At 70.0% G+C, this 14,269-nt stretch carries 12 protein-coding genes; 5 read left to right on the top strand and 7 right to left on the bottom strand.

Annotated features, from left to right (window positions below; translation table 11 throughout):
- Positions 1-112: 112 nt before the first annotated feature.
- The 3 genes from ACBJ59_RS28195 to ACBJ59_RS28185 all read right to left on the bottom strand — a co-directional run bounded on the left by ACBJ59_RS28195 (position 113) and on the right by ACBJ59_RS28185 (position 4,132).
- The gene (locus ACBJ59_RS28195; protein WP_375113261.1) at positions 113-967 is read right to left on the bottom strand and encodes a TatD family hydrolase; all 855 of its coding nucleotides are present in this window, start codon (positions 965-967) and stop codon (positions 113-115) included.
- An 89-nt stretch (positions 968-1,056) separates the two neighbouring features.
- A complete protein-coding gene (metG, locus tag ACBJ59_RS28190) occupies positions 1,057-2,838 on the bottom strand; it encodes a methionine--tRNA ligase (RefSeq protein WP_364128886.1) in 1,782 nt (593 codons plus the stop codon).
- Between the two features lie 73 nt (positions 2,839-2,911).
- Positions 2,912-4,132, bottom strand: coding sequence for a glycosyltransferase (locus ACBJ59_RS28185; RefSeq protein WP_375113260.1), 1,221 nt, complete (start codon positions 4,130-4,132; stop codon positions 2,912-2,914).
- A gap of 99 nt (positions 4,133-4,231) precedes the next feature.
- Here ACBJ59_RS28185 and ACBJ59_RS28180 point away from each other — a divergent pair, with 99 nt between their 5' ends.
- Complete coding sequence (locus ACBJ59_RS28180; protein ID WP_375113259.1) at positions 4,232-5,779, top strand: hypothetical protein; 1,548 nt, start codon at positions 4,232-4,234, stop codon at positions 5,777-5,779.
- Here ACBJ59_RS28180 and ACBJ59_RS28175 read toward each other — a convergent pair.
- A complete protein-coding gene (locus ACBJ59_RS28175; protein ID WP_375113258.1) occupies positions 5,715-7,301 on the bottom strand; it encodes a dolichyl-phosphate-mannose--protein mannosyltransferase in 1,587 nt (528 codons plus the stop codon). The two genes, ACBJ59_RS28180 and ACBJ59_RS28175, sit on opposite strands and share 65 nt — an antisense overlap.
- Before the next feature lie 9 nt (positions 7,302-7,310).
- Positions 7,311-8,159, bottom strand: a complete 849-nt coding sequence (gene rsmI / locus ACBJ59_RS28170; protein ID WP_375113257.1) for a 16S rRNA (cytidine(1402)-2'-O)-methyltransferase — start codon at positions 8,157-8,159, stop codon at positions 7,311-7,313.
- Between the two features lie 78 nt (positions 8,160-8,237).
- Between rsmI and ACBJ59_RS28165 the strand changes: the two genes are divergently transcribed.
- Together ACBJ59_RS28165 and ACBJ59_RS28160 are read left to right on the top strand one after the other, a co-directional pair.
- On the top strand, positions 8,238-9,872 hold the full coding sequence (locus ACBJ59_RS28165) for a dolichyl-phosphate-mannose--protein mannosyltransferase (protein ID WP_375113256.1): 1,635 nt from the start codon (positions 8,238-8,240) through the stop codon (positions 9,870-9,872).
- Positions 9,873-9,984: 112 nt separating this feature from the next.
- Positions 9,985-11,184, top strand: coding sequence for a hypothetical protein (locus ACBJ59_RS28160; protein WP_364128870.1), 1,200 nt, complete (start codon positions 9,985-9,987; stop codon positions 11,182-11,184).
- A 6-nt stretch (positions 11,185-11,190) separates the two neighbouring features.
- On the opposite strand, the gene ACBJ59_RS28155 is transcribed toward ACBJ59_RS28160, so the two are convergent.
- The gene (locus ACBJ59_RS28155) at positions 11,191-11,589 is read right to left on the bottom strand and encodes a MerR family transcriptional regulator (protein WP_375113255.1); all 399 of its coding nucleotides are present in this window, start codon (positions 11,587-11,589) and stop codon (positions 11,191-11,193) included.
- 49 nt (positions 11,590-11,638) lie between these two features.
- Between ACBJ59_RS28155 and ACBJ59_RS28150 the strand changes: the two genes are divergently transcribed.
- A complete protein-coding gene (locus ACBJ59_RS28150; RefSeq protein ID WP_375113254.1) occupies positions 11,639-12,433 on the top strand; it encodes an MBL fold metallo-hydrolase in 795 nt (264 codons plus the stop codon).
- 40 nt (positions 12,434-12,473) lie between these two features.
- Positions 12,474-13,406: a DUF5996 family protein gene (locus ACBJ59_RS28145; RefSeq protein ID WP_364128863.1), complete on the top strand. Its 933-nt coding sequence runs from the start codon at positions 12,474-12,476 to the stop codon at positions 13,404-13,406.
- Between the two features lie 206 nt (positions 13,407-13,612).
- Here the strand turns inward: ACBJ59_RS28145 and ACBJ59_RS28140 are convergent, their stop codons facing one another.
- Entirely contained in the window at positions 13,613-14,269 is a 657-nt protein-coding gene (locus tag ACBJ59_RS28140) for a TetR/AcrR family transcriptional regulator (protein ID WP_375113253.1), read from the bottom strand.

The following is a 14,269-nucleotide window of genomic DNA, read 5'->3' as shown; positions in this document are numbered from 1 at the left end:
GGACGGGGCGCACGCCTCTTTCCTCGCACGAACCACCTCCGGTGAGGGGTCAGGACCGCCCGAACGCTAGCGGCGGCCGCTTCCCCGCATCCACCGGTTCACCAAAAGATGGTCACCACTCGCCGAAGACCGTGACTCCGTTGACGCTGATCGCCTCGCAGAGCTCGTCCGGATGGACCTTTTTGACCTCGGCCAGGCAGCGCAGGGTGAGCGGGATGAGGTAAGGGGCGTTGGGCTTGCCGCGGTGCGGGACCGGCGGCAGGTAGGGGGCGTCGGTCTCGACCAGCATGAGCTCGGCGGGCGCGACCTCGGCCGCCTCGCGGAGGTAGGCGGCGTTCTTGTACGTCACGGGCCCGGAGAACGACATGAAATATCCAGCTTCAACACACTTTTTCGCCATTTCGGCGTCGCCCGAGAAGCTGTGGAAGACGACCTTGTCCGGCGCGCCCTCCGAGGCCAGCACCTTCAGCACGTCGTCGTGCGCGTCGCGGTCGTGGATGACCAGCGCCTTGCCGGTCCGCTTGGCGATCTCGATGTGCGCGCGAAAGCTCGCGTGCTGGTCGTCCTTGCTCGCCCAGTCGCGGTAGTAGTCGAGGCCCGTCTCCCCCACGGCCCGCACCTCCGGCCGCCCCGCCAGGCTCTCGATCTCGGCCAGCACCTCGGGGGTGGATTCGTGGGCCTCGTTCGGGTGGATGGCCACTCCGGCGTACACGCCCTCCTCCCCGGCGGCCACCTCCGCGTTCCAGCGGGAGGACTTCAGGTCGTAGCCGATCGTGACCAGCCTCGTCACGCCGACGGCCCGCGCGTCGTCGAGGATGCTCCGTACGCTGGCCGACGCCGCCTGCGCGGCCTGCGCCACCGGGTCGCCGGACGACGCCTGCCGGTTGCCCACCATGATGTCGAGGTGGCAGTGGCTGTCGAACACGGGTGCGGAGAGCGGCTCTGGGGCGGCAGGTAGCTTGGTCACGCCATCTAAATTAGCCCCCGGCGCGGACAGGGCGACGGCGGAGCCGGGCCGGGAAGGCCCCTCCGCCATCGCCCTCGAGAACTATGAGGTCACTCGCCCAGCCGGGCCAGCTCCTCGTCCACGACCTTCGGATCGAGCTTCTTGAACAGCGGCACGGGCGGCGCCAGCGGCGTGCCCGGCTTGATCGGCCGGTGCTCCCAGCGGGCCGCCCCGTCGTATTCGCCGGTGATCACCGGGTAGGGGGTGCCGCCGTCCTCGTCGACCTCGTGGATCTCCGGCATGCCCGACCAGACGCCCTCGCCGCCCAGCATGGCGAAGACCTTGTTGGAGGAGCCGGGCAGGAACGGCGTGAGCATGGTCTTGGCATCGTCGACCACCTGCAGCGCGACGTGCAGGATCGACTTCTGCCGCTCCGGGTCCTCCTTGAGCTTCCACGGCTCCTGGTCGGCCAGGTATTTGTTGGCCTCGCGGACCACGTCGAACGCCTCGGTGATGGCGTTCTTGAAGCGCGAGCGCTCCAGCTCCGCGCCCACCGGGCCGAACGTGTTGCGCGAGCGCTCCAGCAGCGCGCGGTCGGCGTCGGTCAGGTCGCCGGCCTCGGGCACGACCCCGAAGTTCTTCGCCGCCATCGAGATCGACCGGTTGACCAGGTTGCCCCAGGCCGCGACCAGCTCGCCGTTGTTGCGGTTGACGAACTCCTGCCAGGTGAAGTCGGTGTCCTGGTTTTCCGGGCCGGCCACCGCGATGTAGTAGCGCAGCGCGTCGGCGTCGTAGCGGGCGAGGAAGTCGCGCACGTAGATGACGACCTGGCGGGAGGAAGAGAACTTCTTGCCCTCCATCGTCAGGAACTCGCTGGAGACCACCTCGGACGGCACGTCGAGCGCCCCCAGCGAGCCCGGGGAGCCGTCGCGCGCGCCGATGCCGCTGTAGCCGAACAACATCGCCGGCCAGATCTCGGCGTGGAAGACGATGTTGTCCTTGCCCATGAAGTAGTAGCCGCGGGCGTCGGGATTCTGCCACCACTGGCGCCACGCGTCGGGGTCGCCCGAGCGCCTGGCCCACTCGATGGAGGCCGACAGATAGCCGATGACCGCGTCGAACCACACGTAGAGCCGCTTGTTGGGCTGGTCGCGCCAGCCGTCGAGCGGGATCGGCACGCCCCAGTCGAGGTCGCGGCTGATCGCCCGCGGCTGCAGGTCGCCGAGCAGGTTGAGCGCGAACTTCAGCACGTTGGGCCGCCACTCGCCCTGCTTGGCCTGCAGGTAGGAGCCGAGCACCTCGGCGAAGGCGGGCAGGTCGAGCATGAAGTGCTCGGTCTCGGCGAACACCGGCGTCTCGCCGTTGATGCGGCTCTTGGGGTTGATCAGCTGGATCGGGTCGAGCTGGTTGCCGCAGTTGTCGCACTGGTCGCCGCGCGCGCCGTCGTAACCGCAGATGGGGCAGGTGCCCTCGATGTAGCGGTCGGGCAGGGTGCGGCCGGTGGACGGGGAGATCGCCCCCATCGTGGTCTTGGGGAAGATGTAGCCGTTGTCATAGAGACCCTTGAAGATCTCCTGCGTCACGGCGTAGTGGTTTTTCGTGGTGGTCCTGGTGAACAGGTCGTAGGACAGGCCGAGCCCGGTCAGGTCTTCGGCGATGACGCGGTTGTAGCGGTCGGCCAGCTCCCTGGCGCTCACGCCCTCCTTGTCGGCCTGCACCTGGATGGGTGTGCCGTGCTCGTCGGTGCCGGACACCATCAGCACCTTGTTGCCCGCCATGCGCTGGTAACGACTGAAGACGTCGGACGGCACGCCGAATCCTGAGACGTGCCCGATGTGGCGGGGGCCGTTAGCGTACGGCCACGCTACGGCGGTCAAGATGTGCTGGGACATGGTCCTAAGCCTACGGGGTCTGTGATGATCATTTGTTACGCGCCGCCGGCCCCGGCGGCGCGTAAGGACCAGCTCATCGCTTCGCTTGTTCCAGCGAGACCGCCTCGGCCGCCTCCTCCGCCGCCTTGGCGGCGACGTCGATGGAGCTCTCGCGGGTGCGCCGGATGCCCAGGATGCTGATGAACAGCGCGGCGAAGATGGTCTGGAAGCTCATGATGAGGGCCGTGGCGGACGGCACCACGATGCGCAGCGACTCGCGCGGGTCGAGCTCGCCGAAGCTGCGCACCTGCCAGTGCACCAGCGACATCACCAGGCCGACCAGACCGGCCAGCGCCAGCAGCCCGCCGACCACGAGGCCCTTCTCCAGGCTCACGATGTCGATCAGCTTGCGGATGCGCGGCGACTCCGGCAGGAAGCCCTCCTCGGCCGCGTAGACCTTGGTGAACACCGCGAACAGCGCCGCCTGGAACCCGATCACCACCAGGGCGGCCGTGCCGACCAGGGTGTCGACGTCGAACGCCAGCTCGCCGATCTCCACCGGGCCGAAGGTGAGCGCCGTGCCGGCGACCAGCCCGACGACCATCATCAGCACGCCGGGGTAGAAGAACAGCCACTTGGGGCTGTAGAGCAGCAGGAAGCGCAGGTGGCGCCACCCGTCACGCCAGGAGCGCAGGTGCGGCGGGCGGGAGCGGCCGTCGGGCGAGAGCGTCGTCGGCACCTCGCGCACGTCGAGGCCGGCCAGCGTGGAGCGGACCACCATCTCGGAGGCGAACTCCATGCCGCCCGTCTGGAGCTGCAGCCGCAGGATCGAGTCGCGCCGGAAACCCCGCAGCCCGCAGTGGAAGTCCTTGATCGCCGACGGGAAGAACAGCCGGCCGATGAACGACAGCACCGGGTTGCCGAGATAGCGGTGGAGCGGCGGCATGGCACCGGGGGCGATGCCGCCCCTGAAGCGGTTGCCCATCACCAGGTCGGCACCCTCGCGCAGCTGCTCGACGAACGCCAGCAGCGCGGTGAAGTCATAGGAATCGTCAGCGTCGCCCATGATGACGTATTTGCCGCGCGCCGCCCTGATGCCGCCCATGAGGGCGTTGCCGTAGCCCTTCTCGTCGACGTGGACCACGCGGGCTCCGGCGTCGCGGGCCAGCTGTTGTGAGCCGTCCGTACTGCCGTTGTCGGCGATCAGGACCTCGCCCTCGATGCCGTGCTCCTCCATGCACGCCAGTGCCTTGCGCACACAGACTTCCACGGTCTCCGCCTCGTTGAGGCAGGGCATGACCACCGTCAGTTCCACGTGTCTACCCTTCAGTTAAGGCTCTTCCAGTGAACCATCATGCCCTGAACACGACCATGCTCGGGCACGGAAGCGAAAACGACTGGCATTCTTTACAGCATGGTGAGCGTCGCGGAGATTACCCCTGTGGACCCCTCCGCCCCTGGTCGGCTGGCACGTGCGCTGGCGATGTTGCGCAGGCATCGGGTGTTCGCCGCGGCCTTCGGCGTGGGCGCCGTGCTGCGGCTCATCACCATGCTCGGCTACGGGCCGGCCATGTGGTTCAACGACTCCTACGAGTATGTCTCGGTGGCGCTGCACCCCCGGCCGCACCCGATCCGGCCCGACGGCTACAGCGCCTGGCTCATGCTGCTCAAGCCGTTCCACAGCTTCACCTTGGTGACCTTCACCCAGCACCTGATGGGCCTGGCCACGGCCTGCCTGATCTACGCGCTGCTGCGGATCAAGTTCCGGCTGCCCAAGTGGGGGGCCACGCTGGCGGCGGCGCCGGTGCTGTTCGACGCCTACCAGATCCAGCTCGAGCAGCTGGTCATGTCCGACACGCTGTTCATGCTGCTCGTGGTGGGTGTGATCACCATGGTGCTGTGGAAGCGGCGGCTCACGTGGAAGGCGGGGGCGGTCGTCGGCCTGCTGCTGGCGCTGACCTGGCTGACCCGCTCGATCGGCCTGCCGATCCTGGCGCTGGTGGTGCTCTACCTGCTGGTCAAGCGGGCCGGCTGGCGGCCGATCACGGCGCTCATCACCGCCTGCGCGATCCCGGTGATGGCGTACATGGGGTGGTTCGCCTCCGCGTACGGCAAGTTCGCGATGACCAACAGCGACGGCCTCATCCTGTACATGCGCACCGCCATCTTCGCCGACTGCAACAAGATGGAGATCGACAAGTACAAAGAGGTCCAGCTCCTGCTGCTGTGCATCAACGACCCGGTGAGCCAGCGCAAGGACTACGCGCAGTGGTACCTGTGGGGCCAGGGCAACGGCGACGGCACCGGCACCGGCGAGGTGCTCCACCGGTGGGGCATCAACAAGAAGTGGAGCGAGATCACCAACGACGCCGCCAGCGCGTTCGCCACGCGGGCGATCCTGTCGCAGCCCGGCGACTACCTGAAGGTGGTCGCGCGTGACTTCTTCCGCTCGTTCCACTGGTCGCGCCCGCGCTTCCCGGACGAGTCGACCTACAACATGTACCAGTTCAAGCCGTACGTCGAGATCGACGAGAACGGCCAGCCCAAGCGGCTGCCGAAGTGGTCGTCCTACGGGGGCGGCCGGACCGACACCGACGCGTTCAGCTACGAGCAGGGCCCGGCCGAGACGCGGATCGTGCACCCGTGGGCCGACATCATGAGCGGCTACCAGAAGGTGTTCTACCTGCGCGGCATCATGCTCGGCGGGATCCTGCTGATCGGCCTGTACGGCGTCGTCGTGCGCTGGCGCAAGTTCGGCGGCCCGGTGGTGCTGCCCTGGCTGGGCGCGGTGGGGCTGCTGCTGGCCCCGGCGGCGACGGCGGAGTTCGACTACCGCTATGTGCTTCCGGCCGTCCCGCTGGCCTGCGTCGCGGCGGCGATCACGCTGCGCCGCGGGGTCACTTTGGCGCGACGGTCACCCAAGAGCGCAGCAACATCCGGGCCCACCACTGTGCGTACGTGATCGTCTCGGACGCCAGCACCGGGTAGAGCCACCAGAAGTTGATCAGCGCGACGAGCGCGAACGCGCCCACGACCGCCGCCCCGATCGCCCGCCGGGTGGGCGGCGCGTCCTGCCTGCCCAGGATCAGCCCGGCCATGAGCACGACCGCCAGCACCATGAACGGCACCACGGGGATCATGTAGAACAGGTACATCGTGCGGTTGTCGGCGATGGCGTAGTAGAACCAGGGCAGCCAGCCGGCCGCGTAGGCCAGCAGCACGGCCCCGGCCCGCCAGTCGCGGGAGGCCACGTACCACGCGACGAGGCCGACCAGCGCGATCGCGGCGGCGTACCAGATAGCGGGGGTGCCGACCCCGAGCACGGCCTGCGAGCAGCTGCTGCTCCCGCACGCCGACGGCGGCAGGTCGGAGGGGTAGTGGAAGGAGACCGGGCGTAACAGCAGCGGCCACTGCCAGGGCTCCGACATGTACGGGTGATAGCTCTCCAGGCCGCTGTGATAGCCGAGCACCTGCGACTGGTACTGGATCCACGACCGGGTCGAGTCGAAGAGGAAGTAGAAGGGCCCCGAGGAGGTGGCCTGCTCCCAGTTGCGCCCCCAGCCGCCCGAGGTGACGAACCACCCCGTCCACGTCGCCATGAACGTCACCACGGGGGCGAGCGCCATCGCCCCCAGCCCGCCGGGCAGGTCGTACGACAGCGCCCCCCGGTACGGCTCCCGCAGCCCCAGCGCCCGCCTGGCGCCCATGTCCCACATGATCGACAGCACCGCGAACGCGATGAGGAAGAAGATCCCCGACCACTTGACCGCGCACGCGGCCCCCAGGCAGACCCCGGCCGCCAGCCGCCACGGCCGGAACCCGAGCCGCGGGCCCAGCTCGCCGGCCGGCCGGCTGTCGTACCGGTCGGCCAGCCTCCGCCGGGCCCAGTCGCGATCGGCCACCACGCAAGCGAACCCGGCCAGCACCCAGAACATCAGGAAGATGTCCAGCAGCGCCGTCCGCGACAGCACCAGGTGCAACCCGTCGAGCGCCAGCAGCAGCCCGGCCAGGCAGCCGAGCAACGTCGAGCGGGTCATGCGGCGGGCCACCCGGGCCATGACCAGGATGGACAGCGTGCCCACGAGGGCCGCGGCGAAGCGCCAGCCGAAGGGGTTCATCCCGAACAGCCATTCGCCCACGCCGATCATCCACTTGCCCAGCGGCGGGTGGGCCACGAAGGAGGCGCAGTCGGCAGGTTGCGCGCACTGCTTGAAGATGTCCAGGCTGCCGGCGAGGAGGCGCCGGTCGGCGATGGGGTCCTTGGCGTCGCCGAGCATCGTCCGCTCGACGCCATGGGTGATCAGCGAGTAGGCGTCCTTGACGTAGTAGGTCTCGTCGAAGACGACGGCCTTGGGCTCGCCGAGCCTGATGAACCGCAGGAGCCCGCCGAAGATCGCGACCGCGAGCGGGGCGATCCAGCCCAGGAGGGCGGTGCCCTGGAACGGCGGCACCAGTCGCTGCGCCGAGACCCCCCAGTTCCTCACGAGCGCACCCTATGGCGTGGGGGATCGCCTGTGAACCAGGTCGTAGAGCTCCCGTTTGGGGATGCCCGCGCCCTTGGCCACCGTGGCGACCGCCTGGTTGCGCCGCTCCCCCTCGGCGACCCTGCGGTCCACCTCCGCGACCAGCGCGTCGAGGTCCTGCTCGGCCTCGCCGGGCACGTAGCCGGCGACGACGACCGTGATCTCGCCCTTGACGCCCGCGGCCGCCCACTCGGCCAGCTCGCCGAGGCCGCCGCGGCGCACCTCCTCGTAGGTCTTGGTCAGCTCACGGCACACCGCGGCCCGCCGGTCGGGACCGAACGCCTGCGCCATCGCCTCCAGGGAGCCGGCCAGCCGGTGCGGCGCCTCGAAGAAGACCATCGTGCGCTCCTCGGCCGCCAGGCCGGTCAGGCGGCGGGCCCGCTCGCCCGGCTTGCGCGGCGGGAAGCCCTCGAAGCAGAACCGGTCGCTGGCCAGGCCCGACACGGCCAGGGCGGTGGTGACGGCGCTCGGCCCCGGCAGCGCGGTGACCGTGACGCCCGCCTCGATCGCCAGGTGCGTCAGGCGGTAGCCGGGGTCGGAGACGCCCGGCATGCCCGCGTCCGTGATCACCACGACCGTGCGGCCCTCCTTGAGGGTCTCCACGAGCTCCTGGGCGCGGCTCGCCTCGTTCTGGTCGTAGTAGGACACCACCCGGCCGGTGATCTCGACGTCCAGGTCGGCCGCGAGCCTGCGCAGCCGTCTGGTGTCCTCGGCGGCCACGACGTCGGCGCCCGCCAGCACCTCTCGGAGCCGGGGCGAGACGTCGCCCGCCTGGCCTATGGGGGCTCCTGCCAGCACCAACCTGCCGTTCCCTGTCACCCGACCATTGTGGCAGGGCATCCCAAATAGACCGTGTTTCTTGGGTAACCACCGCTCTGGGGCCCGTACGATGTCCGAATGGCGGTGACCGATTCCCCGTACCAGGCCTACGAAAGTTCGGAGGTCGGCGAGAGCCAACCCAAGGCGCGGTCCGTACGCGATCGGGTCATTCCTCCCATGCGCGGCAGCGTGCTGTGGGGGTGGGGCGGGCCGCTGCTGGTCACCCTGTTCGGGGGGATCCTGCGGTTCATCGGGCTCGGCCATCCCAAGGCCGTGGTGTTCGACGAGACGTACTACATGAAGGACGGCTTCTCGCTCATCACCCACGGCGTCGAGCGGGTCACGATCAAGGACGCCGACAAGGCGATCATGGCCGGCAACACCGACATCTGGCAGTCGTGCGCGCCGCAGGACCTGGAGAAGTGCGCCTCCTACGTCGTGCACCCGCCGCTGGGCAAGTGGATGATCGGCGTGGGCGAGTGGCTGTTCGGGCTCAACCCGTTCGGCTGGCGGGTCGCGGCGGCGGTGATCGGCACGCTGTCGATCCTCATCCTGGCCCGGGTGGCCCGCCGGATGACCCGCTCGACGCTGCTGGGCTGCTTCGCGGGCCTGCTGCTGGCGCTCGACGGCCTGCACTACGTGCTCTCGCGCACGGCGCTGCTGGACATCTTCCTGATGTTCTGGGTGCTGGCCGCGTTCGCCTGCCTGGTGGTCGACCGGGACCGGGCGCGCGAGAAGCTGGTCTCCTGGTACGAGGGCTCGCCGATCTCGCCGCAGGGGCCGTCTTTGGGCATCAGGTGGTGGCGGATCGGGGCCGGGGTGTGCCTGGCCTTCGCGATGTCGGTCAAGTGGTCGGGGCTGGCGTTCGCGGTCGCGTTCGCGATCATGTCGCTGATGTGGGACTTCGGCGCCCGCCGCGCCGTGGGGCTGCGGCAGCCCTACGTGGGGGCGTTCAACAAGGACGTGCCGCAGGGGGTCCTGGCGTTCGGCATCGTGCCTTTCGTGGCCTACATGGCGACCTGGACCGGCTGGTTCGTCAACGCCACCGGCTACGGGCGCAACTGGGACCAGGCGACCTCCCCGGGCAACCCGTTCTTCTTCGTCTTCGACTCGATGCGGTCGTGGGTCCACTACCAGTGGCAGGTCTTCACCTTCCACAGCGGGCTGGAGACCTCGCACCCGTACATGTCCGAGCCCTGGCAGTGGCCGCTGCTGCTGCGTCCCGTGGCCTTCTACTACGAGGGCAAGCAGAACGCCTGCGGGGTCAAGGACTGCTCGGAGGCCGTGCTCGGCGTGGGCACGCCGGTGATCTGGTTCGGCGCGGTGGCCGCGCTGGTGGCCCTGATCGCCTGGTACGTCTCCTCGCGCGACTGGCGGGCCGGGGCCGTGCTGCTGGCCTACGCCATGGGCTGGCTGCCGTGGTTCTACTTCGCCATCGCCGACAACCGCACGATGTTCCTGTTCTACGCCATCCCGATGGTGCCGTTCATGGTGCTGGCCATCACCTTGTGCGCCGGGTTGCTGATCGGGCCGTCCACGCCGACGGCCACGGGGGCGATGCCGGTGCGCCGTACCATCGGGGCCGCCGCCGTCGGCGCGTTCGCCCTGCTCGCACTGATCAACTTCTGGTGGCTGCACCCCATCCTGTCCGCCGAGCTGATCCCGTACGTCGACTGGAAGGCCCGCATGCTCTTCGAGAAGCGGTGGATATGAACCGCTGCAGAAGGCTCAACAGGGGTTCCTTAGGGTAGTCGCTGTGCAAGACCCAATACGCACCGGATTCGGTCATCGTCAGGCCCGGGGTCGATACGGCAAACTTCGAGGCATGAGTGCACCGGATGTCACCGCCCTTCTCGCCGAGTTGGAGCGATCTCAGCCGGATCTGGCCGAGGAGGCCAGGACCGCCGTCGAATGGTTGACGGGTGGGGAGCCGCTGGAGACGGTGACCCAGCTCGACGTCTGCGAGTTTCTCTGGTACACGTTGCCGCTCAAGGTCGGACCGCAGAAGCCCGGCGGGGACCACGAGCGCCTGGCTCGTTCACTGGGGCAGTTGCTCCAGCTGGGTGGAATGGAACGATACGCCGCCTTGTGCGTGTCGCCGACGACCCTGCAGATCCTGCGCACCTACGCCCGCGAGGGCGAGGACGCCGGCACGGCCGCCTACCAGCAGGCCCTGGAGGCCACGGGCGTGCTCCCGCCCGACGTGCCCGAACTGCAGTGGAGCATGATCATGGGGCCGGAGGAGCTGGGTGCGCACATCGCCTGCTCCGCCGCGCTTGAGCTGGCGATCGTGGCCGGCGAGAGCGTGGACCGTACGGCGCTGACCCGGCGCTGGCTCACCGAGCCGCGTGCCGAGCTGGGCGGCGACAGCTGGCTCAACCGGGTGCACGGCGAGCGGCTCAACCGCTGGGTGCTGGGCCGCGGCCCGGCCAGGCGGGAGCTGGCCCAGCCCTTCGAGGTGCGCCTGCACGCGCCGGTGACCCCGCAGCCGATGCCCGCCCTGCACCGGCTGCTGTCCCTGGCCGCCTCCGGGGAGAGCCTGCCGCTGCGGCTGGCGCCCTCGCCGGAGGCGCTGAGGCTGCGTGACCTGGCCGAGCGGGAGCTGGGCGCCATCCGCCGCGACGGGGCCAAGCTGGCCATCACCGACTACGGCCTGCGGCTGCTCAAGTCGTCCACAGCCATGTGGACGGCGGTCACCAGGCTGCTGCTGGCCAGGGGCGAGCACGAGTTCGAGGTGTCGGCCAGGGAGGCCGCGCTGATGCTGCTCGCCGACGGCACGCTGATGTCGCCCGGCGAGCTGCGCGAGCGGGTGGCCGAGGTGGTGGGCGGCGAGGGCTGGCACCCGGCGACCGGCGTGGAGGACGTCACCGGGCCGGTGACCGACCTGGTGGCCCAGCTGACGGCGCTGGGGCTGGCGTTCAGCGACGAGCTGGCGGTGCGGATGGACCGGCCGGGCCAGCTCGCCGCGCTGGCGGCGCTGCGGGCCCACGCGCTGCGACCCAGGAAATACGTCAGCTCCAGCTGACGGCCCTCACCCCTGCGGCACCCGCCGCAGGGCCTGCTTGAACTCCGGGCACTCCACCAGCGGATCGTGCTCGCAGACCGCCGCATGGCGCAGGCTGTCGCGCAGCCGGGTGAGCTGCGCGACACGCTCGGCCACCTCGCGCTCCTTGGCGGCCATGCGCTCGCGCAGCCGCGCGTCCGAGGGCCTGGCCCGCAGGAAGTCGGCGATCTCGGAGAGCCTGAACCCGGCGTCGCGGGCGCAGGCGATCAGCGCCAGGCGCGCCAGCGTCTCCGGCCGGTACGCGCGCCGCAGGCCGTTGCGCCCCTCGGCCTCGATGAGCCCCTTGCGCTCGTAGAACCGCAGCGCCGACGCGGCCAGCCCGCTCTGCCTCGCCACCTCACCGATGTCGATCAACGCTTCGTCCACGACCTGGCTCCTTGACTTGAACCGCACTTCAAGTCGCAGTCTAGTCGGCATGCGAATTCATCATCTCAACCTCGCCTCGATGCGCGAGATCGACTCGATCGACGGCCTGCCCGCGGCCCGTGCGGTGTGCCACGCGCTGCTCGTCGAGACCCCGGCCTCCGGGCTGGTGCTGGTGGAGGCCGGGCTCGGCCTGGACGACGTGGCCAAGCCGGGCGAGAGCCTCGACCGCGAGTGGGCCGAGCTCGTCGAGCCGGTGCTGGTGCCCGGCGAGACGGCCGTACGGCAGGTGGCGGCGCTCGGGTACGACCCCGCCGACGTACGCCACATCGTCCTCACCCACCTCGACGTGGACCACAGCGGCGGCCTGCCGGACTTCCCGGGGGCCCGGGTGCACGTCATGGCGGCGGAGCTGGAGGACGCGCTGGCGCAGGCGCCCAACCGCCGTTACCGGCCCTCGCACTGGGCGCACGCGCCCAACTGGGTGACCTACCCCGGCACCGGCACCACCTGGCTGGGCGCCGACGGGGTGCGGCCGCTGGCGGGCCTGCCGGAAGGGGACTTCCTGCTCGTGCCGCTCGACGGGCACACCCGGGGGCACGCCGGGGTGGCGGTCAGGGACGGCGGGCGCTGGCTGCTGCACGCCGGGGACGCGTACTTCTACCACGGCGAGCTGGACCGTGCGCCGCGCTCCCACCCGCTGCTGGACATCGTGCAGCTCGACGCCCAGGTCGACGGCGAGCGGCGGCTGTCGAGCCAGGGGCTCCTGCGCTCGCTCCGGCATGATCACGGAGTGGCCGTGTTCTCCGCTCACGACCCCTGGGAGCTGACCGAATACTCCGGGTAGTTACGATTGCGGTGAATGCTCTAAGTCGGAGGGGGCCGTCATGGAGCTGTTCCCGGCAATGCCGCTTGCTGAGTGGACGGAGGCCAAGGAGACCTTTCACAGGTTCGCCCAGATCGTGGGGAAGATCCGGCTTGCTTCGAGCAACCGGCGAAACCACTGGTGGCAGGTGCCGTTCCATCCGACCGGGCGGGGGCTCACCACGCGGCCGATGGGCGGGCTGGGCGAGCAACCGCTGTTCTGCGTCGACTTCGACCTCGTACGGCACCGGCTGGTGGTGGACGTGTTCGACGGGCGCAGCGCGGAGTTCAGCCTGATCGGCAGGTCGGTGGCCTCGTTCCACGACCGGTTGTTCGAGACCCTGGCGGGGCTCGGGATCCGGCCGGAGATCTGGGCGGTGCCGTTCGACATGGGCGACGACACCCCGTTCGCCGAGGACACGCTGCACGCCCGCTACGACCCGATGCTGATCAACCGCTACTGGCGGATCCTGTCGCAGGTGGTGCAGCTGCTGGACCGCTTCGCCGCCGACTTCGCCGGCAAGACGAGCCCGGTGCACCACTTCTGGCACACCTTCGACATCGCGGTCACCCGGTTCACCGGGCGCGTGGTCAAGATCTCGCCTGACGCCGACCCGGTCACGCGGGAGGCCTACAGCTGGGAGGTCATCAGCTCGGGGTTCTGGTTCGGGGACAAGGAGCGGCCGTGGCCGGCCTTCTACTCCTACACCGCGCCGGAGCCGGAGGGGCTGGAACGGGAGCCGCTGCGCCCCGCCCAGGCGGAGTGGATCACGGCCCGGGGCAGCCATCTGGCGGTCCTGCGGTATGACGACGTGCGGGCCATGGAGGATCCCGTGGGGGCCGTGCTGGAGTTCCTGGACAGCGCCTACCAGGCGGGGGCCAGGCTCACCGGGCTCGACTCCGAGGCGCTGGCCTCTCCCGGGGGCGTCACGGATCCGTACTGGGAGAAGTCCTGAACATGCGCGAACGCCCGCCCTCCGGAGAGGGCGGGCGTTCTACGAGTGCGTACCGGTGTGCGTGTCGCCTCTCGGCGAAAGGCACAACGCGGCTCCAGCCGAACGGTAGTCCGCGAAGGCAATAGGTGAGGCCCGGGGACACTGGGCACACCGGCCACAATGTATGTAACCACACCCCCCGCCGATGCATTCCCCCGCCGCGCCGATTATTTTCCGGAGTTCGCGTAGGCCCCGTGCAGGAACAGGTCCACCAGCTCGGCCGAGCCCAGCGGGGCCGGGCCCCGGCCGGCCGCCATCGTCAGGAACCCGAACGCCTGGGCGAGCTGCTCCGGCGGCAGCCTGAGCGCGTCGCGCTCGGGCTCGAACAGGCCGGCCAGCACCTCGTTGGTGGCCGCCATCGAGGCGTCCCGCGAGGACATCGCACGATCGCGGCGGCCCTCTCCCTCGGGCCCGCCCTCCTCGGCCGGCTCGCCCTCGTCGGCGGGAGGCGCCCCGCGGCGCAGGGCGCCCGAGGCCGCCATCGCGCCGGCCACCGCGCCCATCCGCGACAGGTAGCCGCGCAGCGCCTCCGACGCCTCCACCAGCCGCTCGGCCAGCGGCAGGTCCAGCGAGATCGAGGCCACGTGGGCGAGCGTGTCGTCCGGCCGCACCGCCTCGGCCATGCAGGCGGCCAGCAGCTTGTCCTTGTCACCGAAGGCGCGGAAGATGGTGCCCTCGCCGATGCCCGCCGCGCGGGCGATCTGGGCGGTGGTGACGGACGTGCCGTATTCGACCACCAGGGGGAGGGCCGCGCGGACGATCATCTCGCGCCGCTGCTCCGGGCTCATCGCCGGCGCTCTGCGGCGTGCGGTCGGGTTCGTCAT

Source organism: Nonomuraea sp. MTCD27, assembly GCF_041950495.1.
Classification (GTDB): domain Bacteria; phylum Actinomycetota; class Actinomycetes; order Streptosporangiales; family Streptosporangiaceae; genus Nonomuraea.
The sequence above is the reverse complement of the archived record's forward strand: the minus strand, read 5'-3'. Positions and strand labels throughout refer to the sequence as shown.

Bases quoted from the DNA above. Each gene is read 5' to 3' on its own strand.
- metG (WP_364128886.1), bottom strand. From the start codon at position 2,838: ATGTCCCAGCACATCTTGACCGCCGTAGCGTGGCCGTACGCTAACGGC.
- ACBJ59_RS28180 (WP_375113259.1), top strand. From the start codon at position 4,232: ATGGTGAGCGTCGCGGAGATTACCCCTGTGGACCCCTCCGCCCCTGGT.
- ACBJ59_RS28165 (WP_375113256.1), top strand. From the start codon at position 8,238: ATGGCGGTGACCGATTCCCCGTACCAGGCCTACGAAAGTTCGGAGGTC.
- ACBJ59_RS28160 (WP_364128870.1), top strand. From the start codon at position 9,985: ATGAGTGCACCGGATGTCACCGCCCTTCTCGCCGAGTTGGAGCGATCT.
- ACBJ59_RS28150 (WP_375113254.1), top strand. From the start codon at position 11,639: ATGCGAATTCATCATCTCAACCTCGCCTCGATGCGCGAGATCGACTCG.
- ACBJ59_RS28145 (WP_364128863.1), top strand. From the start codon at position 12,474: ATGGAGCTGTTCCCGGCAATGCCGCTTGCTGAGTGGACGGAGGCCAAG.
- ACBJ59_RS28140 (WP_375113253.1), bottom strand. From the start codon at position 14,269: ATGACGAACCCGACCGCACGCCGCAGAGCGCCGGCGATGAGCCCGGAG.